The 25,699-nt window shown below is 55.0% G+C and carries 27 protein-coding genes; 13 read left to right on the forward strand and 14 right to left on the reverse strand.

The genetic code is table 11. From position 1 onward, the window contains the following. Positions 1 to 82 precede the first annotated feature (82 nt). The 3 genes from G6R38_RS27875 to G6R38_RS17900 form a co-directional block, all read right to left on the reverse strand. Positions 83 to 685: a hypothetical protein gene (locus G6R38_RS27875; RefSeq protein ID WP_206028627.1), complete on the reverse strand. Its 603-nt coding sequence runs from the start codon at positions 683 to 685 to the stop codon at positions 83 to 85. 163 nt (positions 686 to 848) lie between these two features. Further along, positions 849 to 2,429: a type II and III secretion system protein family protein gene (locus G6R38_RS17895; RefSeq protein WP_166829196.1), complete on the reverse strand. Its 1,581-nt coding sequence runs from the start codon at positions 2,427 to 2,429 to the stop codon at positions 849 to 851. Between the two features lie 245 nt (positions 2,430 to 2,674). Next, positions 2,675 to 3,151: a hypothetical protein gene (locus G6R38_RS17900; RefSeq protein ID WP_166829199.1), complete on the reverse strand. Its 477-nt coding sequence runs from the start codon at positions 3,149 to 3,151 to the stop codon at positions 2,675 to 2,677. A gap of 359 nt (positions 3,152 to 3,510) precedes the next feature. Between G6R38_RS17900 and G6R38_RS17905 the strand changes: the two genes are divergently transcribed. Then, positions 3,511 to 3,690, forward strand: a complete 180-nt coding sequence (locus G6R38_RS17905) for a hypothetical protein (protein WP_166829202.1) — start codon at positions 3,511 to 3,513, stop codon at positions 3,688 to 3,690. Between the two features lie 70 nt (positions 3,691 to 3,760). Here the strand turns inward: G6R38_RS17905 and G6R38_RS17910 are convergent, their stop codons facing one another. From G6R38_RS17910 to G6R38_RS17935, 6 genes are all read right to left on the reverse strand, one after another. After that, on the reverse strand, positions 3,761 to 4,342 hold the full coding sequence (locus tag G6R38_RS17910) for a helix-turn-helix domain-containing protein (protein ID WP_166829205.1): 582 nt from the start codon (positions 4,340 to 4,342) through the stop codon (positions 3,761 to 3,763). Between the two features lie 8 nt (positions 4,343 to 4,350). Then, positions 4,351 to 5,547, reverse strand: a complete 1,197-nt coding sequence (locus tag G6R38_RS17915; protein WP_166829209.1) for a TlpA family protein disulfide reductase — start codon at positions 5,545 to 5,547, stop codon at positions 4,351 to 4,353. Positions 5,548 to 5,710: 163 nt separating this feature from the next. After that, the gene (locus G6R38_RS17920; protein ID WP_166829213.1) at positions 5,711 to 6,757 is read right to left on the reverse strand and encodes a rhomboid family protein; all 1,047 of its coding nucleotides are present in this window, start codon (positions 6,755 to 6,757) and stop codon (positions 5,711 to 5,713) included. Positions 6,758 to 6,853: 96 nt separating this feature from the next. Continuing rightward, entirely contained in the window at positions 6,854 to 7,777 is a 924-nt protein-coding gene (locus tag G6R38_RS17925; protein WP_166829217.1) for an alpha/beta hydrolase, read from the reverse strand. A gap of 120 nt (positions 7,778 to 7,897) precedes the next feature. Continuing rightward, positions 7,898 to 9,670 carry an FAD-dependent oxidoreductase gene (locus tag G6R38_RS17930; RefSeq protein WP_166829220.1) on the reverse strand — a complete coding sequence of 591 codons (1,773 nt, stop codon included), beginning with the start codon at positions 9,668 to 9,670 and terminating at the stop codon, positions 7,898 to 7,900. Positions 9,671 to 9,787: 117 nt separating this feature from the next. Then, positions 9,788 to 10,531 (reverse strand): hypothetical protein, encoded by a 744-nt coding sequence (locus G6R38_RS17935; protein WP_166829223.1) that lies wholly within the window; start codon positions 10,529 to 10,531, stop codon positions 9,788 to 9,790. Between the two features lie 307 nt (positions 10,532 to 10,838). Between G6R38_RS17935 and G6R38_RS17940 the strand changes: the two genes are divergently transcribed. The 3 genes from G6R38_RS17940 to G6R38_RS17950 all read left to right on the forward strand — a co-directional run bounded on the left by G6R38_RS17940 (position 10,839) and on the right by G6R38_RS17950 (position 14,242). Then, complete coding sequence (locus G6R38_RS17940) at positions 10,839 to 11,864, forward strand: DUF1559 domain-containing protein (protein ID WP_166830635.1); 1,026 nt, start codon at positions 10,839 to 10,841, stop codon at positions 11,862 to 11,864. Between the two features lie 82 nt (positions 11,865 to 11,946). Next, positions 11,947 to 12,345, forward strand: coding sequence for a DUF3823 domain-containing protein (locus tag G6R38_RS17945; protein WP_166829226.1), 399 nt, complete (start codon positions 11,947 to 11,949; stop codon positions 12,343 to 12,345). Next, entirely contained in the window at positions 12,332 to 14,242 is a 1,911-nt protein-coding gene (locus tag G6R38_RS17950; RefSeq protein WP_166829229.1) for a TolB family protein, read from the forward strand. Before G6R38_RS17945 ends, G6R38_RS17950 begins: the two co-directional genes overlap by 14 nt. A gap of 83 nt (positions 14,243 to 14,325) precedes the next feature. On the opposite strand, the gene G6R38_RS17955 is transcribed toward G6R38_RS17950, so the two are convergent. The 3 genes from G6R38_RS17955 to G6R38_RS17965 all read right to left on the reverse strand — a co-directional run bounded on the left by G6R38_RS17955 (position 14,326) and on the right by G6R38_RS17965 (position 16,780). Next, positions 14,326 to 15,345, reverse strand: coding sequence for a Kelch repeat-containing protein (locus G6R38_RS17955; RefSeq protein ID WP_166829232.1), 1,020 nt, complete (start codon positions 15,343 to 15,345; stop codon positions 14,326 to 14,328). 221 nt (positions 15,346 to 15,566) lie between these two features. After that, complete coding sequence (locus G6R38_RS17960; RefSeq protein ID WP_166829235.1) at positions 15,567 to 16,151, reverse strand: glutathione peroxidase; 585 nt, start codon at positions 16,149 to 16,151, stop codon at positions 15,567 to 15,569. A gap of 83 nt (positions 16,152 to 16,234) precedes the next feature. Beyond that, positions 16,235 to 16,780 carry a hypothetical protein gene (locus G6R38_RS17965; RefSeq protein WP_166829238.1) on the reverse strand — a complete coding sequence of 182 codons (546 nt, stop codon included), beginning with the start codon at positions 16,778 to 16,780 and terminating at the stop codon, positions 16,235 to 16,237. Between the two features lie 217 nt (positions 16,781 to 16,997). On the opposite strand from G6R38_RS17965, the gene G6R38_RS17970 reads away from it, so the two are divergent. Continuing rightward, positions 16,998 to 17,876 carry an efflux RND transporter periplasmic adaptor subunit gene (locus G6R38_RS17970; RefSeq protein WP_166829241.1) on the forward strand — a complete coding sequence of 293 codons (879 nt, stop codon included), beginning with the start codon at positions 16,998 to 17,000 and terminating at the stop codon, positions 17,874 to 17,876. Between the two features lie 90 nt (positions 17,877 to 17,966). Here the strand turns inward: G6R38_RS17970 and G6R38_RS17975 are convergent, their stop codons facing one another. Next, on the reverse strand, positions 17,967 to 18,422 hold the full coding sequence (locus G6R38_RS17975) for a hypothetical protein (RefSeq protein ID WP_166829244.1): 456 nt from the start codon (positions 18,420 to 18,422) through the stop codon (positions 17,967 to 17,969). Further along, positions 18,422 to 19,357 carry a DUF1559 domain-containing protein gene (locus G6R38_RS17980; RefSeq protein WP_206028628.1) on the reverse strand — a complete coding sequence of 312 codons (936 nt, stop codon included), beginning with the start codon at positions 19,355 to 19,357 and terminating at the stop codon, positions 18,422 to 18,424. Before G6R38_RS17980 ends, G6R38_RS17975 begins: the two co-directional genes overlap by 1 nt. 220 nt (positions 19,358 to 19,577) lie before the next feature. Between G6R38_RS17980 and G6R38_RS17985 the strand changes: the two genes are divergently transcribed. The 8 genes from G6R38_RS17985 (at position 19,578) to dnaB (ending at position 25,667) form a co-directional block, all read left to right on the forward strand. Next, complete coding sequence (locus G6R38_RS17985) at positions 19,578 to 19,859, forward strand: DUF427 domain-containing protein (protein ID WP_166829250.1); 282 nt, start codon at positions 19,578 to 19,580, stop codon at positions 19,857 to 19,859. 37 nt (positions 19,860 to 19,896) lie between these two features. Further along, entirely contained in the window at positions 19,897 to 20,817 is a 921-nt protein-coding gene (locus G6R38_RS17990) for a sugar phosphate isomerase/epimerase family protein (RefSeq protein WP_166829253.1), read from the forward strand. Positions 20,818 to 20,990: 173 nt separating this feature from the next. After that, a complete protein-coding gene (locus G6R38_RS17995) occupies positions 20,991 to 21,629 on the forward strand; it encodes a 50S ribosomal protein L25 (RefSeq protein ID WP_166829256.1) in 639 nt (212 codons plus the stop codon). A gap of 25 nt (positions 21,630 to 21,654) precedes the next feature. Then, positions 21,655 to 22,221 carry an aminoacyl-tRNA hydrolase gene (gene pth, locus G6R38_RS18000; protein ID WP_166829260.1) on the forward strand — a complete coding sequence of 189 codons (567 nt, stop codon included), beginning with the start codon at positions 21,655 to 21,657 and terminating at the stop codon, positions 22,219 to 22,221. Positions 22,222 to 22,313: 92 nt separating this feature from the next. Continuing rightward, the gene (gene rpsF / locus G6R38_RS18005; protein ID WP_240928263.1) at positions 22,314 to 22,766 is read left to right on the forward strand and encodes a 30S ribosomal protein S6; all 453 of its coding nucleotides are present in this window, start codon (positions 22,314 to 22,316) and stop codon (positions 22,764 to 22,766) included. A 49-nt stretch (positions 22,767 to 22,815) separates the two neighbouring features. Continuing rightward, positions 22,816 to 23,328, forward strand: coding sequence for a single-stranded DNA-binding protein (locus G6R38_RS18010; protein WP_166829264.1), 513 nt, complete (start codon positions 22,816 to 22,818; stop codon positions 23,326 to 23,328). Positions 23,329 to 23,517: 189 nt separating this feature from the next. After that, positions 23,518 to 24,021 carry a 50S ribosomal protein L9 gene (gene rplI / locus G6R38_RS18015; RefSeq protein ID WP_166829267.1) on the forward strand — a complete coding sequence of 168 codons (504 nt, stop codon included), beginning with the start codon at positions 23,518 to 23,520 and terminating at the stop codon, positions 24,019 to 24,021. Between the two features lie 200 nt (positions 24,022 to 24,221). Then, the gene (gene dnaB / locus G6R38_RS18020) at positions 24,222 to 25,667 is read left to right on the forward strand and encodes a replicative DNA helicase (RefSeq protein ID WP_166829270.1); all 1,446 of its coding nucleotides are present in this window, start codon (positions 24,222 to 24,224) and stop codon (positions 25,665 to 25,667) included. Positions 25,668 to 25,699: the final 32 nt, after the last annotated feature.

The raw sequence follows: 25,699 nt of genomic DNA on the forward strand, positions 1-25,699 counted from the left end.
ATCAACCGAGACCAGAGGTGGACGTGGAATGCACAAAGGCCCGCCAATCGAAACTGGCGGGCGTATTGTGAGGTATTCGCGATTAGAAACCGAAGCCACCACCGCCAAATCCACCGAAGCCACCACCGCCGCCGAAGAATCCACCGAAGCCAAATCCGTTGCCTCGGCCGCCGCTGTATCCGCGACGATAGGCGTTTTCGGCTTCGTTGCCTTCAAATCCAGGAGCCAATGCCGGAGACACGTACACACGCTCTTCCGCATCGGTGATTCCCATGGAAGCCAAGGCTTCGACAACAGCGGCTCGTCGAGCCATGTCCAAGCCGTGGTTGCTGTTGACGGGGTATCCGTACTTGGAGTTCGGATCGACTCCCATACTGGATCGCTCGACAAGAATAGAGAACGGAACTTCCATTCCACGGGCGGCAATCTTCTTGAGGTGATCCATGCCCGCTCGGTTCAAGATCACACCTTCGGAAGTCCACTCGTGTTCGTGAATCACGAAGTCCGAGGCTTCCGCGTTCGCTTCTTGTTGCTGCCACACAGGATCGCTAATCGTCCCCTGTGGACTCGGGGTGAAATCCCCCATGTTGTAACACTTCGTTGCATACGAGCAGCCCACTGAACTTCCTGCGATCCAAGTGGCTGCCATGGCGGCCGCAATGCGGCGGACATGATCCATCGGCATGATTGGGAATCCTTTCTCAATGTCTCGGCATCGAATGTGAGATGATGCCGACGACTAATTTGACTTGGTCCAGCCGCCGGTCAATCCGACTACTTGCGGCTTCTTGGCTCGTCATTGACGAGCGGATTCGTGGCAAACTCCCGACCCCAGACATACCGAGTCGTTATGGTGAGAAACCAACCGGTCCCTCGATGTAGTATTCTTCCGTCGCCCGCACACCTTCCACACCGCCGCAGCGTCGAAGTCGGTTACGGTACAGCGGCCAAACCGTACTGCGATGATGATGGTTCGGACGACCTTCAATGTCCCCGTACCAATAGAAATCCAAGTCGTTTGGTTCCGTTACTTCCATCCCCGGCAGAATCACTGGAGCCTGTTCCGGTTCCAGTGGATGAACCAATTCCGGACTAACGAGAATCAACAATTCCGTTTCGTCCCTCGAAACCGAGCGGTTCGCGAACAGTGTGTTCAAGCCGGGAATGCTGCCGAGAATCGGAATCCGACTGATATCACCGCGTTGTTGTTCTTGCAGCAGTCCGGCAATTGCGAAGACTTGTCCTTCCCGCATGTCGACGACCGTGCTCACCGTTCGCGAATCCAAGCCGGGGATTCCGCCGACGGAGTTCTCTTGGTTAATCGAACTGAAAGTCGGTGCGACCTGCAACCGAATGCGGTCTTTGTCCGTCACGGTTGGTGTGAACGCGAGTTGTGTCCCGAAGCTCTTGAAGGAAGTCGTTGCCGCTCCGACACCGCCAATCCCGACAGTCGTCGGAACCGCAAATTCACCACCGGCCAGGAACGTCGCCGTTCGCCCACTGATCACCACCAAGTTCGGTTCGGCCAGAATTTGAGCCGACCCATTGGTTTCCAACGCCCGAAGCATCAACGAAAAACTATCGTTGTCGAACGTGCCGGACAAACTCAGGTTGCCACCGCCGGCCAATACTGAGTTGAACGCGAAATCGCCAACGTCGAAGTTGAAGTCCGAACCAAGTTGCCGCATCGCCGACCGCTTGAGTTCGGCAATCCGCACTTTGAGCATCACCTGCTTCTCACCAGGCACTTCGAGCATGTTGATCAAATTGGCCTGGGGAAGATCACCGGCGTCGGGAAACGCTTCTGCAACGGTTCCATCCGCCACGGGCGACAGATTTCCCAGTCCAGCACCATTTCCTCCGCCGGTGTTTTGGCGGAGCATCGAAAGGATTTGGGTGGCTTCTTCTTCATCACGGGCTTGGCCGCGAATGATGACTTTGTCCGCAACTGGAATCAGCTGAATTCGACTGTTCGGAAACAGTTCGTTGATCATTGCTTCCAATTCGGCATATTCCAGTTGCCGACGATCTGCGACCGCGTCGTCTTTGGTCACGCTGATCAGAATGGTCAACAGTTGTGGTTCTTGTTCGGTGCCGGTCCAAATCGTGACCGATGTGCTGCCGGTCTCTTTCCCGATGAACTCAACTTCCCGAGCCCCGAACGGAACAATCTCAACGATGGTCGGGTCAGCGACCGCGGTCCGGAAAATCGGCTTCTTCATTCGAAGAATCTTCGCACGTCGTTTTTGAACTTCGAGTTCAACTTCCGTCGTGAGGATTTCTTCGACCAGCGATTGCACCTTTTCTTCCACCTGCAGTGACGGCGGTGGAACAGGTTGCTGGGCAACAACATTGGTGGCTAGACCGGCGACCGACGCGGTGCAAGTGACACAACATGCAGTCAACCGTTTCCAGATCCTCGGCACCATTTCTTACCTCCCCTGAAGCGCTGACGCCTCCCGCGGCACCCAGTTTTTGGCGTTGATGCCGGTCGGTGAACAGTAAAGGATTGGACCCGGGATGAAAAAACGAACCCAATCTCCTGTTCACTTTTTTCGGTTCAGAGGTGGTTGAAAGTTTACGGAATTTGTGCGGGTTATCGGACTTTGAACAGTCATAACAATAACAACGCGAATAACTAACAGAGAATCACAATTCGTAAGTCATTATCCGTTCACGGGTTGTCACGACTTGCCGAGGCCAACGAGCGACGCTGCTCAAGTCGCATGCTTCTCTCGTCCTCCGGCGGGGCTTTCTTGAGAATGTACTTTGAACGCAAGGGATCGCGTTGAGAATTCGTGTGCACTTCGGTGACACTGAGACGTTGAGAGCCGATGTGAACGGCCTGCAAGTTCATTTGCCGATCCGCGAAATACAACTGAAGATTCGGTCGCAAATTCGTCGATGCCGCCGCGGATGCCGGAATTCGTTCGTAAACGTAAACTCCGCGAACCAGCCCCGTCACACGGGAATTCATGAGCACATGCCCATTCGGGAGAAAGCGGATCGACATTTCGCCGTTGAACCATCGCCCGTGCAAGTCGCTTTCCACTCCGCAGCCTGAAAGGCCGCCAATGGATACAACGAACAACAGGAGCATGAACGCACTTCGATGGGATTTCCCAACGAGGAATTGCAACGATATCTTCATCAGCCTCGATCCCGAATCGCGATCTTGTTGAGTGGTCACTCCACGCGAAAGCGATTGCTGCACACCTCATGCCTGGCAGTGAAATTTCGGAGAGTTGAACCTTCTCCCACGGTATTCTGCCAAACTCTTGGATGCGTTCTGTGTCCTTAAGGATTCGGCTGTTGCCGACCGTTAGCGCTCCACCGACGACATCAAAGGGCTTTCGCGAAGGAAAACCGTTGAAAGTCCCGTGTTCAAGCAGTCGGGAACGCGGATTGTGTCACTCTCGGAAGTGTTTCGGAAACGGTACGGCGATTGCATTGTCGTCCCGTTGTGACTCTCTCTCGACGGCACTTGTAGACTCAACTTGGATTTGAACGATGCAGATTCTTCGAAAGAAAACCGGTTCATCACGGCGACGCGGTTCGGTATTTGTCGAGTATCTGCTGCTGCTCACGATCGTGGGAATCGGTGTGATCGTGGGGTTGGTTGCCGTTCGCGAAGCCCTGGTTGCTGAGTTGATCGATCTGGCGGACGCAATTAGCGCGATTACGATCTAAGTCACGTGGTCGAACGCCTTCGCAATTCTCCCATGCATTCGATTGCGCTCTCGCGGTCCCGTTGGAAAATTCAGCCAGAGCGGTAGATATCGACGAGAAAGATCACCGCTTCGCTGCGGCCGGCGTTTTCGATGGCGTGCGGGACATCGGCTCGATAACTGGCCGAATCCCCCTTCGAAAGCTCGATCGTGTCACCCGCACTGATGACCCGCACCCGCCCCTTCTCGACGGTGAGAAACTCCCGCGTTCCCTCAAAATGAGCGGCACTCTTCAGCTCGCCGCCGCTTCGGAACGTGACCTGGTAGAACTCAACATCCTTCTCCAGGTGCAGCGGACTCAGTGTGCGGATCGTGCAGAATTCGTCCGACCGGTAGTGGTATTGCCGATCTTCCGCCCGAATGACGGAGATTTTTGAGGACGCTTCCGGCGTTTCGATCAGTTCACCGATCGACATTTCAAACGCGCGTGCGATGCGAGCGGTCACCGCGAGTGTGGGGTTTGCTTGGCCTCGCTCAATCTGACTGAGCATACTTCGCGAAACACCACACGCGGCTGAAAGCGCATCCAAACTCCACCCGCGATCCTTACGGAGTTCGCGAACTCGCTGGCACAGGTGGTTTTGGATGTCGTCTGGCGGTACCGGCTCGGTCATAGATTGCGTTATTCCGCCGCTTTGTCTTCGTCTTTTTCTTTAACTGGTGCCGGTTCCCCGAGCATTTCGCGGAGTTTCTCGCCGAGTTGCGGTCCTCGCAAGTTCAACGCCACCACTTTACCTTCCTTGTCAACCAAGATCATCTGCGGAATCGCATTGATGCCATAGAATTCGGCATTCGGTTGGCCTTCCGCCCAGACGGTTGTCCAAGGCAACTCTTGTTCGGTGAGAAACTTTTGGACGGCGAGTTGGTTGTCGTCCTGATTGATGCCAACGATATCGAAACCCTTTTCATGATAGGCTTCGTAGTTTTTCATCATGTTAGGAATTTCCGCCAGACAGGGCCCGCACCAAGTGGCCCAGAAATCAACGAGAACGACTTTCCCCCGATAGCTATCCCAGTCGAAGGGTTTGTCATCGACGGTTTTCCCGACGAGCTTCATGGTATCGCCCATCAAACCAAGACGACGAGCGGTGCCTTCCAAAGTCCCTGCGAAGCCAGCGATGTCTTCGTCATCACTGCTCTTGGCGATTTTCGCCAAGCGATTATACACGTCGATGGCAGCCTTCGTCGCGCCGCTTCGCTCCAACGTTTGAGCCAACGTGTAGGCAGGACGGAAGTTCTCCCGGGTGAGGCCGTCTTTCTCGGCGGATGCCAAAACGTCGTCGATGAGTTCGTCGCGTTCTTTTTCCGAAAGTTCACCCACAGATTGAATCCGAATCTGCAACAGATAATTGTTGGCAAGTTGAGCGATCAGCGGACGTTTGTCGGTTTTGTATTTCTCAGCAAGAGCCTGACGAGCTCCGAGAGCTTCCTTATCACCGAATCGACCTTTCCAAGTCAGTGCTTGCATTCTGACTTCGAAAGCCGCCCCAGCTTCCGCCACGGGCAAGTCTTTCGCGTTCAGCAGTTTCGTGGCCGCTTCATCCAACGCCGATTGCATTTCCACGAGTTCTTCGACCGTCGTGGGACGAGTTTGCTGAACCTCTTTGATGAACGCCTTCAGCTCTTCCAGATCGGAGCCATCCGGGACCACGAATTTCTTTTCGGACGATTCCGCCTTCTCTTCTTTGGCGGTGTCTTTCTTGGCAGTGTCCTTCTTGGCGGTGTCTTTGCTGTCCTGCTGAGCTTGACTGAGGGGCAGGGTCAACCAGAGGGCGAACGCAAATGCGATCGATGTGATGAGGGTGGGGCGAAGACGCATGAAAACTCCCAGGGTCAAAGTTCGAGGGATCCATCTGGGTACGAACCCAACAACGGATCAATGTCCGCCAATTTTAGGCAATCGACGTCACGGATGGAAGAAGGCGATTCAAAAGACCACGCCTCGTCGGTTCGCGAAAATTCCGTCGGACCAATGCTACGAACTACGGTTTCTTGTAGCGTTGGCTGGCTTCTTTGAGAATTTCCCGTTCGCGGTCGGTCAGGCTGGCTTCGCCTTCCCGGTGGATTTTGTCGAGAATCGCGTCGACCGACTCATCCAACTTTGAATCACGCGGTCCGGGTTTCGGGGCTGGTTCATCAACTGGGTTGTACAGTTTGACGCCCTTCGGTTTGCGTTTGGGCAATCGCATGCCCCGCCAATTTTGTGTTAAACCGGAGAGCCGAATGTGGAACTTCCCGTACGCCAATCCAAAAACCAATCCGCCCAGGTGAGCAATGTGGGCGATGTGATCGTTCGCCGGATTACCGCCGAGTTGTCGTAGCACCGGATACAGGTCGTAAATCACATAAATCACGACGAGAAAACGCGCTTGAACCGGGAAGAACCAAATCAGAATCGTGTGCGTCGGGAAGTTGTACGCGAACAAAGCGAGGACTCCGACGACCGCACCGGAAGCACCAATCGCCGGGGAAAGATCCCTCATGAACAACCCGAAGCACGCAAACGCGATCCCCGAGACGATGGCGGCCGTTGTGTAAAAGAATCCGAACTCGCGTGAGCCGAGCATCCGTTCCAATGTCGGTCCGAAGAAAAACAGCCCCATCATATTGAACACCAGGTGCCAAATATCGTGGGAGCTATGAAGGAACGCATAGGTCAGGAAACGCCAGACTTGAAGTCCTTCCGTGGCTTTGTCCGGCGCGAGTTCAAACCAGTTCTGGATCACCGAGACTTTGGTTTGCCCAGCACGGCGAGCGCGCTCCAGCTGTTGGAGTTCTCGCTCGACACGAATATCACCGGGGTTACGTTGAATCTCGCGTTGTAATTCTTGGACAACCTCTTCGACAATTGCTGGCTCTGCTCGCCAAAAGACCTGAAGTGCGAACACGATCACATTCGCGATGATGATCCATTTGACCACTGGCGGAAAACCGCTGCCGGAATAGCCACCGTATCCACCGCCGGAATTCAGCGAACCCGTGTAGGATTGCCGTCCTCCGCGAACGTAATCGCGATCTTCAAAACCCATCGGGGCCTCGTTTACAGAACACCTGGAAGTCAGTCAGTTATGTTACGAGATTTCGTTCGGTCACTGCTAGAGGTTTCAACTCTTTGACTACGGAAGTCACTTCGACTTCTTCAGCAGTCCACGAATTCGCATCCAATCTTCACATCGTCCCGGCCATGAGGAAACAGGGTTATCGGTCGTTCGGAGACCAAAACCGTGTCCGCCGCTGTTGTAGATGTGCAATTCCGCAGGCACACCGGCTTCCTTCAATGCGATGAACAACCGAGCGGTGTCCGCAGGCGTGATCCGGTCGTCATACGCATGAGCCATGAAGATCGGTGGTGTGTCCTTCGTCACTCGGATCTCTTCGGAAAGTTCTTTGCCGTACGTTTTTGCGTTCCGTTCCCCGGTGAGATATGCCGGGTAAATCAGCACGCCGAAGTCTGGTTTCGAGCTTTGCTCGTCGATTTCATCAATGCTTTTGTACGAGGACCGATCGCTGTTGGTGAGCGTGGTGGTCGAAAGATGCCCGCCAGCGGAGAACCCGAGAATGCCGATGCGGTCGGGGTTGATGCCCCATTCCTTCGCATGTGCCCGTGTGAAACGAACCGCTCGCTGGGCGTCTTGCAAGGGGGCTTCATGTTTGAGCCGGTCTTTCCGACGTGGCACGCGGTACTTCAGAACCACCCCGGTGACGCCAATAGAGTTCAGCCACTCGGCCACTTCGACACCTTCCAAGTCCCAGGCGAGAATGTTGTATCCGCCGCCGGGGCAGATCACCACAGACGTGCCGGTGTCTTTGTCCTTTGGTGCTTTGTAAACCGTCAGGGTCGGATTGGTGACGTTGTGAATTCGTGTCACGGGGCGTTTGGAATCGGCTGGCGGTTCGACGGCTTTCTCGGCAGGGATGTCGCCGGTTTCCCCCGGAGCACCGTCCGGCCAAATCTCGTAAACCGGATGATCGTCCGCCGCACTTACGGTTGCCGAACCAACCCCGATCAAACCAATCACTGCTACTACAACCGCACTCAAACGCACCATGGATTGTCTTTCTCTCAATATCTGTTCTGAGTTTTTCGTCGACTGGGACTCGTCCCAGAAATTTCGGTAATGTGGCGAAGTTGCCGAACCGGCGATGGGTCATGCCCATCCCACAATCCGCTACACGTCGCTGCTAGCGTTGGGTGAATCGGCTTCGGCGTCGGGGTCGGAATTTTCGCGGCTGCGGTCGTCCATGACGCGTTGGAAACTTTCCTTCATTTCCGGCAAGTTCGACACCAACGCTCGGAAATCGCCTTGGCGGAGGGCAAGCAAACTGAGCGGTTTGTGACACCGTACCGTCGCACTCCGCGTGCGATTGTTGAGCAGGGCCATCTCGCCAAAGTACTCGCCCGGCGTGAGTTTCGCGACGACCTCTTGCGTGGGCTCTCCGTTCGTACCGGGTTTCTCGACGAGAACTTCGGCTTCACCTTCTAGAATGATGTACAGCGAATCGCCCAAATCCCCCTGTCGAAATACGGTTTCCCCAGGTTCGAAGTGAACTTTCGAAATCGCGTTGCCACTTTCGAGTCGCAACTGCACCGTTTCGGGTTTGATGATCAAATCGAGGAACCAAGCGGCTCCGACTTTCAGTTTCCGTGTGAAGCCAGGAAGTTTCATCCAGTAGACGGTTCGCCACATCATCCATGCCAGCAAACCGGTGCCACGTCCGCCGAGGGGAATGCGATTGAGCAGCAACGCCACCGCTCGGTGATACCCCAGTGACCCCATCGTGCCAAGCCCCTTGAACGTGTAGCGTTTCTTTTCGCCACCGAACATCTGGGCCTTGATGTTGTGAGCCAAAACCTTCGCTTGACGTGTCGCGTGTTGGGCGGTTGGTGGGCAGAAACCCTCACCGGTCGGACTGGGCATCGCCATGCAATCGCCGATGGCCGACACGTCCGGGAACCCTTCGATTTGGAACATCTGATCAATCGCAATCTTGCCCCGTTCTTTGGGCAAATCGAGCGAATCAATGATCGGGTTCGGCATTGATGGAACGGTCGAGATCAGAGTTTTCGTCGGCACACGAGTTTCCTCGCCGCTCTCTTTATTCTTAATGATCGCCGCATCGGGCGTCGCGGTGCGGAGTCGGCTGCCGAGCACGAGTTCCATCCCGCGATCTTTCATCACGTTTTGAGCGTAGCTTCCCAATCGTTCGGGGATTTCGCGTTCCAGAATCCGCTTCCCAGAGTGAACGAGAATCACACGGATGTCTTCTGGTTCGACACCTTGGTATTCCTTCGCAATCGCCCGAAGGAAATCGTTGAGTTCGGCCGCCACTTCCACACCCGAATAACCACCCCCCGCGATTACGAACGTCAAGAGTTCCCGCCGGTGTTGGGGATCGGTCTCGACGACGGCTTCTTCGAGCACACGAATCACGTGATTCCGCAAGCTGACCGCGTCGGCCAAATTCTTGAACGGCAATGCATGTTCATAGATGCCGGGAATGCCTCGGAAGTCGGTCACGGTCCCCAACGCGAGCACGAGATGATCGTACTCCAATTGCAGCGGTCTCGGCCAAAAACCGGGGCTCAGTGTCACCGTGCGATTGGCCAAGTCAATCGATTCCACTTCGCGAATGTAGAGTTTTGTTTTCGGCAACAGGCGATGGATCGGGCTGACCGTATCCGTGATTCCAATACTCCCGGAAACAACTTCCGCGAGCATCGGTTGGAAGACGAAATAATTTTCCTTGTTGACGAGCGAAATCTCGACATCGTCTCGCCCACGGAACTGGCGTTCGAGTTCCATCGCGGTATACACACCGCCGAATCCGCCACCAAGGATGACGATTCGTTTTCGCCCCGAGTTGGGAACCGTTTCGGGCACGTCTCCGTTTGGTTTCGGTGTCACGGGAGTGTTTGGAGAAGAGGGCGTCGAATCCGACATGTCCATCGTCCTGAAGGGGCTGGGAAAGAATCATTCACTCACTGCGAATGGCATCCGACCGCAGGCAGAGAATAACCCACAACCCCTGTTCAGGGAAAGCGTAAGCCGATCAAGACTTTAGCGTGTGGCCGGTCGTCGCAAACGCGTGGAGCGTTCAAACAGCGAATCGCCGTCGAGATCTTCCCGTAAGGTGGCTCCGCGCCGGTCCCGATCAATTTTCAACTCCCGCACCCGACGACCAAATTCATCTTGCTGAATCCAAATCTCACCGGGTGGCAACGAAAGACGCTCCCACAAGGTTTCATCCAAGATGTTGCCACGCGGATTCGCCGCCGGGACTTTCTGCGGCTCTTGGAGTTTCTTCCATCCCCAAAACACCAACGATCCCGCAGCCAATGTCAATACGATCGGCAACCAATTCACCCCCGGTTCGCGATCCTCCAACCAAAATTCCGCTCCTTCGGTGTCTGGCTTGGCAAACCGAACCGGCCGACTCGACAGCGAAATCGGTTGATCCGCAGGGATGTTCCGAACGGGCGGCGTTCGCAAGGATGTTGGTTCGTCATCGGCAGACTGCTCGATGAGTTTCTGCAACGTTCGCGAAAGCTGACTGGCTTCCTTCGCCGGTCCGCACAGCAAAAAGCGAATCGACCAGTGACCGGAAACGGCGTCGTAGTCGTCTTCACAACGCACGTCGATTGGCACGTTGGTCGTGAGACTCAACTCGTGGGCGAAGAAACCGGCATCGGCGGCATTCGTAAAGCGGGCAATCGCCCGTTGATCCTCGCCAATCGGCTGATCCTTGGAAGATTCCGGCGGCTGGAAACCGCTCGGTTGCTGGCTGTCCTCGGGTCGTAACATCGGATCGCCTTGCTGAAAGCCACAAGAATGCCGAACCCCTCCATGCCTTGCCAAACACGCGAGGCTGGCACGGTTCACCCAATTTTATGCCTCAACCCACCCAAGAACCAGCCCATTCAGTTTTGAACCGACGAGTATGCAACCGCCAACCGAGCGAATTTGCCTTTTGGATTGTGATATCCGTGGCCGATATGGTACGCTGTCGAACTCTTTGATGCACTTCCATTCATTCGATCTCTCCGAAGATTCTTTTCGGGAGTACTTTGCGGAAGTCGGTTTCATCCTTTCCTATTTGGAGGTCTAGTCCATGACGCAAAATCGTTTACCATGCGCGCAGGTATCAAGCGGGAAACGCCGGGGTTTCACGTTGATCGAACTCTTGGTGGTGATCGCCATCATTGCCATTCTGATTGCGCTGTTGTTGCCCGCGGTGCAGCAAGCCCGGGAAGCGGCCCGGCGAACCGAGTGCAAAAACAACTTGAAACAAATTGCATTGGCCGCCCAGAACTTCCACGACACCTACAACAAATTCCCCGCTGGCCTGTACAACGACAGCGGAACCAATCCCGCCAATAACCAAGTTGAGCACATGGGCCCGAACTGGGTCATCATGATCCTGCCGTACACGGAACAATCCAATCTCTACGAATTGTTCAATGTGAACACTGAAAACGGCACGACGGCCACGATGTGGAACCGAGATGCAACGGTTCCCGGCGGCGGATTGGCTCGTTCGCAAGACCTCGGGTTCATGCTTTGCCCATCTGGTCAAGGCAACGGTGAATTGTACAACAGCTCGATTCTGGGAAATGACTGGGGACGTGGAAACTACGCTGGCAACGGCGGTCCGGCGACTTGGACCAACGGCAACCGGTCAGATGGTGGAAACGGTTGGGGTAGCACGTTGGCCCACGCCTTGTTCCGCATCAACAAAGAGTACCGAATGTCCGATGTCACCGATGGCACCTCGAACTCCATGTTGGTCGGTGAAATTCGCATCGGCGAAACGAACGCTGATCAACGCGGTGTATGGGCATTGGGTGTTCCCGGATCGAGCATTCTCAGCCGCTATGCCGCTGGCGACTGTCACGGTCCAAACGACAGAAATGCAAACTCGGACGATGTCTTCGACTGCGCGGACATGGCCGACGGAAAAGGCGGTTGCTGGGAAAATTGTGGCAACACTCAGGCGACATCTCGGTCTCGCCACCCTGGTATCGTTCAAGTGGCCTTGATCGATGGAAGCGTACGAGCCGTGAGTGACAACGTCACCCAGCCAGCATGGGCCTACCTCGGTGCCATCTCGGACGGGCAAACCTTCTCACTCGACTAACATGCCATCTTCCAAGCCGATAAGATCACGTTCTTATCGGCTTCCTTTATTGATTTAGCACTCATCCAAAAGGACAACCAACGTGACTACGCAACGTGGCCTGCTCCGTGTGTTCCTGCCACTTCTTCCCCTATTTCTCATCGGTTGTGGTGGTTCGGGAGAAGTTGAAGTCCAGGGAAAACTGACATCAAACGGTGAACCGCTTCAAGTGAGTGAAAACGGTGACGTTCAAGTCACCTTTGTTCAAGTCGAAGGCGGTTCGCAGACCGGTCATCAATTTTTGGCCAGCCCCGATGATTCGGGCCAATACAGCGTCACGCTTCCAACAGGTGAGTACAAAGTCGCCGTGGTTCAGTTGGATCCGTATCCAGACACCGACAAACTCGAAGGTCAATTCAGTCAAGACACAACACCCATCGAAAAGACCATTGATGGCAGTGAAACTTGGGACATCGAACTGAACGAGTATGCCGGGAACTAAGAAATCGCGGCGGGTAATCGCCGTTTGTATTGGCATCGCAGTGCTGATGGTGGGGGCGGGATATTGGTTTTTGTCTCGCCCCAATTGGCCTGCCACCGACCCCAAGTTGACGACGCATGTGCAATCGGCTCCCGATTGGCCCGTGGTCTTCACATCACGCACCGCCCCAGCCAGTCTCCAAGCGGCCGCGGATGAGGGTGAAGAGTTCACCTTCCCCGGCAAGCCGCTCTGGCAAGCGAGCGAAGGGCGATTGCGACTCCTCTTACCAAATGGCGAAGTCTCTGAACTGACCTGGGACCGACCACTCGATGATGGTCAGACCTTAATCGACGTGATGAGTCCGAGTGTTTCACCGGATGGGACGAAGATTGTTTTTGCTGGTCGAAAACCCGCCCCCAACCACGGTCATTTTCGACTATATGAAATCAACGTCGACGGCACTGGATTGAAACAACTTACCGGCGGCCCCAACGACTCCGGCGCTACCGCTGTTCCACCGATGCGTTACGCGGAGGATGGCGAAACGATGTTGTCGGATCGGAAACGTCGCCAGACGGATTACGACGACATCGATCCCATCTACGCACCCGGCGGGCATATTGTTTTCGTTTCGAGTCGCACACCGGACCTCGGTCGAGATCATGCTCGCCGCAGCACGACTCTCTGGATCATGCGAGACGACGGGACGGAAAAAAGACCACTCTCCGCAAATCGCAACAACGACCGTTGGCCGTGGCTAACCGACAATGGCTACGTCATCTTCAGCTTGTGGAGTCGAAATCGCGAGGTTGTTTCAGCTGACCGCACAACGATCACGCCCTACGAACCTGGCCAGGAGTTCGCAACCGCCCCGACGGACAACTGGATGGCAGCCCACATTGAACCGAACGCGGATTTTTTCGGCGGCTTGATCAAGGTGTCTGAACCTGTATGGCGACCGCGTCCGTTGCACAACGGTCGGTATGCCTTCATGACAAATCTTGATGGTGCCACCGACGAAGTCACCGTCGTACAGGCCGTTGGCGGCACGATCACATCGGCTCCGAGTTCGATCGCGGCGGGGTCCACACTTCCACCGTCTGCGGAAGCTCAACTCATTCGCGGACCAAACGTCGACGCGTCGGGAAAGCCGTTGCAGTTGACCTGCCCCAGTCCCGCACCACCCGACAAGATTCTGCTTGCCGGTTCAACACCCGAGGAAAATGGCGAATGGAACACGTCACGATATGGGTTGTATGTCGCCAAGGACGACTGGCCGCAAGCTGAAAACACCGCTCAGGACGTTGAACTCACGTTGCTCTTCGACGACCCGAAATTCGTCGACGCCGAACCGGTAGCCGTGGTTCCTCGTGTGATTCACTACGATTATCAACCGCTCGAATACGGCGATGGAACAGCGGACGTGGAGTTCGCAGATGGCACAACCTATCACGGTCCAACCGGCGAGACGCATAATTCGATGGTCTACATGCAGAACAACAAAGACGTGCCCGGTCAAAAATCGGATGCCGATGAATGGCCGATCTTCTCCGCGCCACCGACCGGGTCCATTGATTCCATCCGCATCTTTGCTTCGCATCGCGATCGGTTCGACGATCCCGATCAACCACGAACTCCCGGCGGTTGGAACATGCTGTTAGATGTCCCGATGGAAGACACGGCTTTCCGATTCCGACTTCCACCGGGCACTCCGACCGTCCTCGCCGGTTTCGATGCAGATGGCCGGGTGACGCAATGGACAAGCCCCGCACATGACGAGTCTGGCAAGCCCATCAAGTTCTACGCTTTTGCCGGTGACCATTACAGCGGCACGCGAATGGGTTTCCCCCATTTTTGCACCGGTTGTCACGCCGGTCACAGTGGCACACCAAAATTGCAAAACCGACCGCAACGGTGAAGCCAATCTAGACCGCATGAAGCTCTCACGGGTCTGCGGTGCGTTCCAGAGACCGTGGCCGATACGGGCAAAAGTCGCGTGCTCTAATCGCCGTCCCAATTCTTTGGGAGTTTCAACGACCAGACTTCATCGCTGAGCGGTTGGGCATGTCCGCCGGCGAGCCAGAGTTGGTCTTGAAAGACGAACAGGGAATGCTCGTGACGTTCCTTCCATGAGGGTTTCGCGGTTTCGAGTTTTTTCCAATCGCGACCGTTCTTCGAATACCACACGTCGCCCCAATTTTGTGACGGGTCCTTTGACCAACCGCCGACCACCCACATGTGCCCGCGATAAACTGCTGACGAAAACCACAGTCGCTCATGCCATGGTGCCGCTGCCGTTTCCCGACGCCATTCAACGCCGTCGGCGGAACTCCAAACATCATTGAACGCTTGGTATTCCGGCACGTAGTTCCCGCCACCAAAGACGTAAATCCGATCATTCAACACCGCAGCTTGGTGATACGCTCGGGGTGCCCAACCGGCATCCTTCGTGACCTGAGTCCACGTTTTCCCGTCTTCGCTAGACCACACATCGTTCTTCAAACTGGATTGGTCGCCGAAATAGTAGTTCTCGGTTCCGCCGAGTATCCACATCTTGCCTCGGAACTCGACAATGGCCGCCGCCAAGCGAGGCGACCATCCTGCGTGTTCGGTTTCACGAACCCAATTCTTGCCGTCCGTCGACGACCAAACGGTATCGCCAGCGGAATGCCCGGGAAGACGGCCATTGTACCAACCGCCCATGAACCACATGCGATCCTTGAAGGTCAGCGACATCGACAAATCGGAGTGCTTCCACGGGGCGTCCTTCGTGATGAGTTGCCAATCTTTTCCGTTGGCGGAACTCCACACATCGCGGGGCGGGGCTTCATAGGAGTTGAACCAACCGCCGAAGATCCAAAGACGATCGTTAAACACCAACTCGCCTTGAGAGTCACGGGGCTGCCAATCGGCGTGGTCTGCAACACGCGTCCAACGCCACGGCGGATCCGCCGTAACCGAATTGATATTCCACAGCAGCGTCGTCGCCCAAACGCATCCACAAACAAACGGAAACTTCATTCGTTCTCAACCCCACCTATGACCGATCGGTCGCGTTGCCACGCCAGAGACGTCTTCCGGTCAACACGCTGCACGTGAACAGACTTTGAACTCGACGGGAACTCACGTCCGATGACGACAACCATCCGCCCCTGGGCATCGCGAAACGATGACACAACTTGAGTGCGTTGGTTGTCGTCTGAAATCGGAATTCCCGTTTCGTTCGAATTTCAGCCCGTCGATTACGGCTTCTTAGCCAACTCGGCTTCGATGGCCTTGATCACAGGTTGCGAGTCGGGTTGCACGGGGGTACGGAAACGATCGACGACCTTACCATCCCGGCTGACCAAAAACTTCTCGAAGTTCCATCGAACCCGACCGGAGTCTTTCGGAAACGCTTGCTTGCTGGTGAGGTACTGGTACAGGTCGGCTGCGTTGTCGTCGTTCACGTCGATCTTAGCGAACATGGGAAATGTTACGCCGTAGTTGGATTTGCAGAACTCTTGGATTTCATCGGCACTGCCCGGTTCTTGACTACCGAACTGATTGCACGGAAAGCCCAGCACGACCAAGCCTTCGTCTTTGTACTTGCTATAGAGTTCTTGCAGTGGTTCATATTGCGGTGTCGCTCCGCATTGGCTGGCGACATTGACAATCAAGAGCACTTTGCCCTCGTATTTGGACAGGTCGACTTTCTTGCCATCCAAAGATTTCATCGTGTGTTTCAGCACAGGGGAGGTGTCCTTGGAAGACTTGGTATCGGCGGCGGAAGCGGTCATTGCTCCCATCACAATGGCCACACTCGCAGCCAAACAAGCAAACTTCATGGGGTGTCCTTTCAGAACCGGAATGAATGACTGGCGATTCAACATCAACAATATGCTTCGCCAGTCATGAAAGACCATGCGTCTTATTTCTTCATCAATGCCTTGAGCACGCTTTTTGCCAGTGTTTCATTGGCGGAAACGAACCCAAAGGACTGAACCACTTTGCCGCCACGCGTGGCGACGACGGTGACATCCGCATCAGGATGAATTGCCCAGTCGGCGGGCCCGAGTGGGTCTTTCTCGTAGACGGTGAAGGTGGTGTGATCAAGCTTCAATGCCCGATCAGCCACCGGCATGTACTCCTTGGCTTTGGGAAGATCGTCCGACATCCAAACGGCGATGATTTCCCCATCCTCCTCCACGTCCGAGAACTTGTCGTCCAAGGCTCGCAAGAGCCGAGCCGTCGGCCGATTCCACTTGTCTGCGGGAACAAAGAACCACAGTGTCGCTTTGCCGTCTCGATGCTTGACCAAATTCTTTGTTTGACCTTTGAACTCACCCGTCGCGACAAAAACCGGCAACGCTTCGACTTTGGCTCCCTTCTCCGGACCGGATTCCAAATCCGCACGAACATCGGAGTTTACTGCCAACACAAGCCAGGTCATCAAGGCAAAATTGAGTGGTCGCATCGATTACCTCCTACATTCGACTTCGGAATGGTTCGCGGATTCTGCATCAAATGCCACATCAGTATTGTGGGCCCGTAAGACCAGAAATTCCAGCAACCCATCGGAGACGACTCGTATAATCGGACGAATCGACTTGTTTTTGGTGACTTCGCGTCCGAAAGCCGATGGGAACTGTGAACTCCTACCGTTCAACCGCGTTCGATGAGGACCTCTTCCGATGACGACTCTGATGAATCTCAAGCATTTTCTATACGGACTCGGTTTGGCCTGCGTCTGCCTCACTCCCGAGTTGTCCTCAGCAACTCTTCAAGCTGAGGAAATCCGCATCGAGGAAGCCTGGATTCGCTTGCAGACGAAGTTCGAAGCATCCTTGGCCGCCGACCAACCGGGCGTCCTCGCGGTTGTTGTTCCGGAAGAAGGCCAACTTGTCGAGAAAGGCGAATTGCTGGTCGAGTTGCGAGCCGAAATTCTGAAAGCCGCACTGGCCGTTGCTCAGGAAGAAGCCTCCAGCGATGTCAACTTGAGATTTGCCCAAGCCCAACTCAAGGTTTCCCAGGCCGAGTTGGACAAGGCCGAAGACGCTAACCGTCGGGTGATCGGCACGGTCCCGCTGGTCGAGTTGGACCGACTACGGTTCACGCGAGACCGAGCGATGCTGCAGATCGAGCAAGCCGAGCACGAGCAAGTGCTGAACAATTTGCGGGTCAAGGAAGCCAAAGCCCGTGTGGAAGCGTTGCAAATCCGAGCCCCGTTTACCGGGGTGGTTACCGAAGTCACCAAAAGTGTTGGCGAAGCCGTTGCTCAGGGTGATCCGATTCTGCAGCTGGTCAATACAAAAGCGGTTCAGGTCGGTGGCACCGTTTCATTGGCGGAATCTCGGCGAATCAAGCCGGGCTATGAAGTTCTCGTGCGGTTGCAATCGAATCAGTCCGACGAGGAAGCCGAATGGCACAAAGGGGAACTCAAATTCGTGGATGAAAAAGCCGGAAACATCCGCGGTCGCGTTCGAGTCTGGGCGGAAGTCCCCAACCCCGACAAAGACCTGCTCCCCGGCTTGATGGGCACGATGAAAATTACCATCCCGGAAGAGAAGTAGGCCCACTTGCAATCAACAAAAGCCGAGGGACAGACCAAGTGTCCTTCGGCTTTTGTCGTTAGGAATCGTAGAATTTCTGAAATGACGGATTTACTCCGCGTCGAACTTCTCGACGAATGGCTTTCCGCCGTCCCAGGATAAATTGATTTCCAGGGAGTCCGTTGGTTCGGTGATCTCAACCGTCAGACCAGATTGAGTGGGATCAATGTACTTTTTAGGAGCGTGCCACTTCTGACCGGTGCCGCCCATCGCTTCACTGGCGACAACCACAACACGATGCGTTCCCGGCACAACACCGTCGCCGGGTTCGAAAGTCGTCATCTCAAACCGGCCTTCAGAGTCAATCTTTCCGTTGGCCGCTCGTGCGTTCTCGGGCAGAATTTGAACACTCCCCACCGTGAGTGGTTCTCCATCAATGAGTACTTGTCCGGAGACGGGCACACGTTCGGGACGGTCCGGTCCGCCGCAACCGAGCATCCCGCACAGACACACGGCGAGCGTTGCCGGAATGAGGCGGACGTTGCGAATTTCAATGAATCGGATCATTATGGTGTTTCGACCACCTCTCCATTGGACCGAGTCGAAAGTGCCCGGTAGGTTGCCAGGTCGATATTCTCGGAAATGAACGAGACGTGCCCGTCGGCGAAAGCAAATTGAGCACCACCAGGATGGCGACTACCAAATGCACCGTTTAAAGCCGTCCCGTAGGGGGAAGTCGTGATTCCGGTGCCGGGCGGTGTGTTGACGGGGTTTTCGGTGTTCCGCAAGCAACTCAGCAACCGGGACCCCTGCGTCCAAATGTTCTGCGATTCCCCAGTATGAGCATCGAGGACTTCACCAGCCAGGAACGTGCTGCTAGTTCCGTCGGTGATTTCCTGACGTCCGATGGCTGTCTTGTAGACAAACAACCCGTTGTTATCGGTCTTTACCTGAACTCCAATCCCGGAGGATGGCCCGAACGAACCGGAGTTGAATGCGTAAGTCGCCGTGGCCGCTGGCCCGGTTTCACTCCCCACGGTAATAGAGATTGTTGGCTCACTGGTATCCGAGGGACACACATACGGTTCCGGTCGTGTGGCTACGGCTGCCCGATTCGGTGTGAGCCACGTAGTGGAATAGGCTCCCCAAACCGGATCAGCAAGACTGAAGGAATCGTAGAGATTCTGTTTCTCCATGAACGGCAGCAACAACACAAATCCGCTCGTTCCAACACGTTGTGCGTTGGTATCGCCGTTACACGGGCCGTGGTTGATGCCGTCACACCCCAGCCGTCCCGGTGGGTACACGCTGAAAGTCGACTCGTAATTCTCGATCGCCAAGGCAATCTGCTTGAGATTGTTCTTACACTGCGTTCGGCGAGCCGCCTCACGGGCTTGCTGAACCGCTGGCAGCAGCAGGGCGATCAAAATTGCGATAATCGCGATCACCACCAGCAGTTCGATCAACGTAAAACCGTACGAACTTGTTCTTTTGGGCTTCAAAACAACGATCTCCCAGCAAGTGACAACGAGAAAACCAGGACAAACAAGAATCAATACTCACACATATCAACACCTTGCGACGGCAATCAGACTGAACATTCTGTCAAAAATCTCATATCGAAGTTGTCGAATCGGAAAGAAAATTCGCGCGACTGTGGAACTCCATTCATGATCCCTGTTAAGATCAATACGTTCCGATATCAAAGAACGGAGTTTAGTTATGAAAGCGATTTGGAACAACTGTATCCTAGCAGACAGTAACGACACCGTTGTTGTCGACGGGAACCACTATTTCACGCAAGATTCCGTCAAAACAGAGCACCTGCAACCCAGCGATCATTCGAGTACGTGCCCTTGGAAAGGTACTGCGAAGTACTGGAATGTCGTCGTTGATGGCGAAGTCAACGAGAATGCGGCTTGGTCGTACCCCAAAACCAAAGAAGCTGCACTGCATATTCAAGGACGAGTCGCCTTTTGGAAGGGCGTCGAAGTCGTTGAATAAGTCACCATCGAACATAAAGACCTGTGAGAACCCCAACATGACCGAGCAACCCTCCCGCCGAGATTTCCTCCGTGACGCTAGTGTCGGTGCTGTGACATTGGCAGCGACCTCCGCATTATCTGCCTCCAACACGCAAGCCGCGGACAGTGCTCCGCCGCGAATCCGCAAGGCGGTCAAACTGGGAATGGTACGGACAGACGGCACATTGGCTGAGAAGTTTCAGCTGCTCAAGGATCTCGGTTACGATGGCGTCGAGGTCAGTGCCCCCAACTCGATGGACACCAAAGAGTTACTTAAGGCCCGTGACGCAGCGGACCTGCCCATTCACGGAGTGGTCAATTCCGTTCACTGGCGACAGACCCTTTCACACCCCGATCCAAACGTGCGTGCCGCCGGTTTAGACGGATTCAAGAAAGCGATTCAGGCCGCCAAGGATTACGAAGCGTCTTCGGTGCTGTTGGTGCCGGCCGTCGTTACGGAAGACGTCAGCTACAAAGACGCCTACAAACGCAGCCAAGCCGAAATTCGGAAGGCGTTGCCGTTGGCCGAAAAGCTAGATATTCGCATCCTCTTCGAGAACGTTTGGAACAATTTTCTTCTCTCTCCACTGGAGATGGCGTATTACATCGACTCGTTCGATTCTCCCTTGGTGGGAGCGTACTTCGATGTCGGGAACATCGTTCGCTACGGTTGGCCGACACATTGGGTCGAGGCACTCGGTGAGCGAATCGGGAAACTGGACATCAAAGAATACAGCCGAAAACTTCAGAACAGCAAAGGTCCGCGATCCGGTTTCGGAGTGGAAATCGGGGAAGGTGACTGCGACTGGCCCGGTGTGATGAAGGCTCTCGACAAGATCGGTTACTCCGGTTGGGCGACAGCCGAAGTCCGTGGGGGCGACAAAGAACGGTTGGCGGACATCAAATCCCGTATGGATCGTGTCCTTACGTTCGCATAGGGCCCCTTTTTCATAACGATTCGCGCGATTATAACCGCTGGGTCTCCGGAATTCGGATTCCGTGAGTGTTGCACGCTTGCAGACTCGCAACTGGTTGGTTATCCTGACGCGCTTCACTCATTTCGAGTCATTACGCCATCATAGGTTTGCAGGGCAACAAAGGCTGACGTGTCATGTCCGAAGCAGTTCGTCTCACTGCCGAAAAACGCGAGAAACTTGGAACCGCTGAATCACGGCGACTGCGGTCTCGTGGCCAGATCCCCGGGAATATTTACGGGCACAAAGAGGGAGCCGTTGCCATTACGGTGTCCGGCGATCAGCTATCGCCGATCATCAATGAAGGGCATAAGGTTGTCGATTTAGAGCTCGGCAACAACACGCAAACCACGATCTTCCGTGAGGTCCAATGGGACACGTTCGGTCGTGAGATTCTTCACTTCGACCTGCTGCGGGTCGATCCCGAAGAACGTCGTTGGAGCGAAGTCCCCATCGAGTTCCGTGGAATTGCTCCCGGAGTCGTCGCGGGGGGTGTTCTCGATCAGCATCTGCACTCAATCGCGATGCGTGTGAAAACCCTCGAGTTGCCCGACGTCGTTCGTGTTCGACTCACCGACTTGCAGATCGGTGATTCGGTTCTCGTCAAAGATCTCGAGCTGCCCAGCAGTGCGGAACTCGACATCGACGAAGACACGGTCGTTGTGCAGATTCTCGAAGAAATGGCGACCGATGAACCAGCGGCAGAAGGTGATGCCGCCGGAGCCGAACCTGAGGTTGTTGGCGAAGAATCGTCCAGCGACGACGGCGATAACTGATCAACAAGACGCGGCGTGATTGACTATGAAAGTTGTCGTGGGGTTGGGAAACCCCGGCGCAAAGTACCGGCAAACACGCCATAACGTCGGTTTTGACGTCCTTGCGGAGCTGGCGAACCGACACGGGGGCACCACCCCCACCATCAAACATGAGTCGGAAATTGTCGAGATTTTCCTTGCGAACGAAAAGGTCATTCTCGCGGCTCCTCAAACATTTATGAACCTCAGCGGTCGGGCGGTCCGGTCGCTGATGGATTTTTATAGGCTATCGCTGGAAGACATGATCGTCATCTGCGATGATCTCAATCTCGAACGAGGCCGATTGCGACTTAAGCCATCAGGCTCGGCGGGAGGACAAAAAGGGCTGGCCAATATCATTCAGCTGCTGAAAACCGAGGAGTTCGCTCGATTGCGAGTTGGAATCGGTCGCCCTCCCGGACGTATGGACGCAGCGGCATTTGTGTTGGGGAAATTCACGGAGGCCGAATCTCCGGAAATCCAACTGGCCGTTGCCAAGGCAGCGGACGGAGTTGAAACGTGGATTCAAGAAGATTTCCAAACTTCGATGAATCGAGTCAATGCCCCCAACTAGCCGATTATTCACGGACTTCCCGCCAATCCTTGGTTGCGAAGTCTGTTTTCAATAACGCGATTTTTACGGGTTCACACTGAAGGAAAATCAAAGTGGCTGAAAACACCGCGACGGCAACCGCGCCGTCGGTCAACTATGAGGGCATGTTCCTCATTGATAGCTCCAAGTACGCTGCCGATCCCGAAGGCGTTGTGAAAACCGTTCTCGAAATGATCGAGAAGGCCGGCGGGGAAGTTGTCGCACATCGCGCATGGCAGGAAGGCCGATTGGCTTACGAGATCGAAGGCCAACGCAAGGGGTTGCATTACCTCATTCTCTTCCGCATGCCAGGCGAAGGAATGAAGAGCCTCACCCGAGCTTGCAAGCTCAGCGATGTGATTCTTCGCCAACTGGTGATCAAGCACAGCGAAATCCTGTTTGAAGCGATGGTCAACTCCGTCGCTCCCGGCGCGATGCCAGATGCGGTGTCGGAAGATGATGAGAGCAGCGACGACGACAGTAATGACGATGATGACGACGACGATTTCGATGACGACGACGAATAAGTAGTCGTCACGCCAGTCAATCGTTGAGTTTGATGAAAGGACCAATCGGATGGCGAGCTTCAACAAAGTGATCCTTATGGGAAACCTCACCCGGGATCCGCAAGTTCGTTACCTCTCAAGCGGGACCGCCGTGACCGAACTTGGTTTGGCGGTGAATCGCAGTTGGTACGACAAACAATCTCAACAACGCAAGGAAGAAGTCACCTTCGTCGATGTCACCCTATGGGGTCGCCAGGCTGAAGTAGCCGGCGAATACTTGTCCAAAGGGCGAGGCGTGTTGATCGAAGGCCGCTTGCAACTTGATACCTGGCAAGACAAGGAATCCGGTCAAAACCGCAGTAAACTGAAGGTCGTCGGTGAAAACATGACGATGGTCGGCGGTCGTAACGAAGGCGGTGGCGGTGGGGGCGGCTTCTCCGGCGGAGGCGGTTATTCCGGCGGCGGTGGTGGATACGATGACAGTCAATCCAGCGGTCCCCCGCGAAACCAACGCCAGTCCGCTCCCCAACCAGACTATGACAGTGGTGCCGGCGACATCCCCGACGACGAAGTGCCATTCTAAGACTGCCCACTAGGCGCTGTCCCAGGATGCCAGTCGACACAACCTGCTCCGTTGTCGCTATTTGAAACTTTATCAGCTCGATTCCTTAGACGGCGATTCACACGAACGCTGCTGAGAACACTCGAGCGAGATTAACTCGATCAATTCAGCCGACAGAACGCCGGCGGACCAGATAAGGACTCGAATTTCATGGCTTTGCGAAACTCCAATACGAAAACCGTCGGCGGTTCCAAGCGGTCGGCTGTCGAAATTCTTCTCGCTGAAAACGTTGATAACCTTGGTCAACGTGGCGAAATCGTGCGTGTGAAACCCGGATACGCTCGAAACTATCTGTTGCCATACGGCTTGGCGACAGTCGCAACCGAGGAGAACAAGAAGAATGTGGAACTCCACAAGCAACGGCTGAAAGAAGTTGAGAAGAAGCAAGTCCAGCTCTTCAAAGAACGAGCCGACGCCATCAGCAAGTACAGCGTTACGCTCGAAGCCAATGCCAACGACGATGGTCACCTGTACGGTTCGATCGTTGCTCCCGACATCGCCAAAGCTCTGACTTCCGCAGGTTTCGATGTGACCGCAGATCACGTGAAACTGGAAGGGCCGTTGAAAGAACTCGGGATGTACACCGTCAAAATCGAGTTGCACTCCCAGGTTAATACCGAAGTCAAAGTCTGGGTGGTTCCAGCCGCGTCGTAACGAAACTGCATACCGCTTCCGAGGCCGACCAAGAGGATATTGGTCGGCCTTTGTCGTCTCGACCGGATGACGGTTGACTGTTCTCCGTGGCGAAAGCGAAAACTCGATTGTTCCCTCGCTCCCACGAGACAAAACCCGCTACGATCAAGAGTCGAACACTCGGAAATTGGTGACCTGCGTCATTCAGGAGGCGTTTTCGCATGGTTGACCGCTCGGAACGGGATTCGTCGCCGGCACCCTTCGATCGGCTGCCGCCGCAGAATTTGGACGCCGAACGTGCGTTGCTCGGGAGTATGCTGCTCTCCTATGAGGCGATTGACGAAGTCGCCGAGTTGGTGCAGGCGCGGCACTTCTACCTTGATGCTCATGTGCGAATCGCCGAGGCCATCTTTCGGCTGTCCGAAACCACAATTGGCGGGATCGATGCCGTCACCGTCGCGGAGGAATTGGAGAAACGCGGCGAACTCGACCGGATCGGCGGTCCCGCTTATTTGGCTCGGGTGTTGGAAACCGTTCCGCACGCCGCTCACGCTCGCTATTACGCTGAGATCGTCCGCGACAAATTCGTTCGTCGCATGCTCCGTGAAGCCAGCACGGCCATTCTCAAAGAAATCGACGAGGACGACTCCGAAACCGAAGCCTTGCTCGGCAACGCAGAAGCTCGCATCTTTCAGATTCTTGACCGTGAAGGCGAAGACGAGAAATTCGCTCTCCGAGACATCCTCGAAGATGCGATGTCCGGGATTCACACTCGAATTGCGGACGACGGCACGGTCAGTGGAATCAGTTCCGGTTTCGAAAAACTCGACGACCTCACCAGTGGTCTTCAACCCGCCGCTTTGGTGATTGTCGCTGCTCGACCGAGTATGGGAAAGACGGCGTTTGTCTGTAACATCGCCAAGTCGGTCGCCTTGAACGCCTACGAAGCGTATCAGCAAGAACTCAGTCCCTCGGAAAAAGGGCCGGGCGGGGGCGTGATTGTTTTCAGCTTGGAACAATCGCGGGTCGAGTTGGCCGAGCGTCTCTTGTGCATCTTCGGCAAGTTCGATGGTTTGAAGGTCAAGAAGGGTGAACTCGATGCCGAGGAAACCGAGCAACTTCTTCAGATCGCCACGCGACTGAGCGAACTACCGATCTTCATCGACGATATCCCCGGGCGAAATATGGCCCAGATCAGTGCGATCTGCCGCCGAATCAAAAACCGCTACGGCCTGGGGATGGTCGTGATCGACTACTTGCAGTTGATCGAACCTGACGATCCCAAAATGCCCCGTGAGCAACAAGTCGCTCAGATCGCCCGACGGTTGAAGTTCCTGGCGAAGGAAATGAGTGTGCCCGTGATCGCTTTGGCACAGCTCAACCGGGGGGTCGATTTGCGAACCGACAAACGCCCGAAACTGGCCGACTTGCGGGAGTCTGGCGCGATCGAACAAGATGCCGACTTGGTGATGTTTCTGCACCGTGAAGACGCCTACGATCCAGGCGAGCGTCCCGGCGAAGCGGATCTCATCGTGGCGAAGAACCGAAACGGCCCAACCGGGAATGTGCCGTTAACTTGGATCAAGGAATCCATGCGGTTTGAATCTCGTAGCGACTTCGACGAACCGCCCGGTGGGTGGGTCGATAGTGAACCATCGAGTTTCTAACTTTCCCGACGACGGTGCTTTGACCTGGCATT

The organism is Thalassoroseus pseudoceratinae, assembly GCF_011634775.1.
Lineage (GTDB): Bacteria > Planctomycetota > Planctomycetia > Planctomycetales > Planctomycetaceae > Thalassoroseus > Thalassoroseus pseudoceratinae.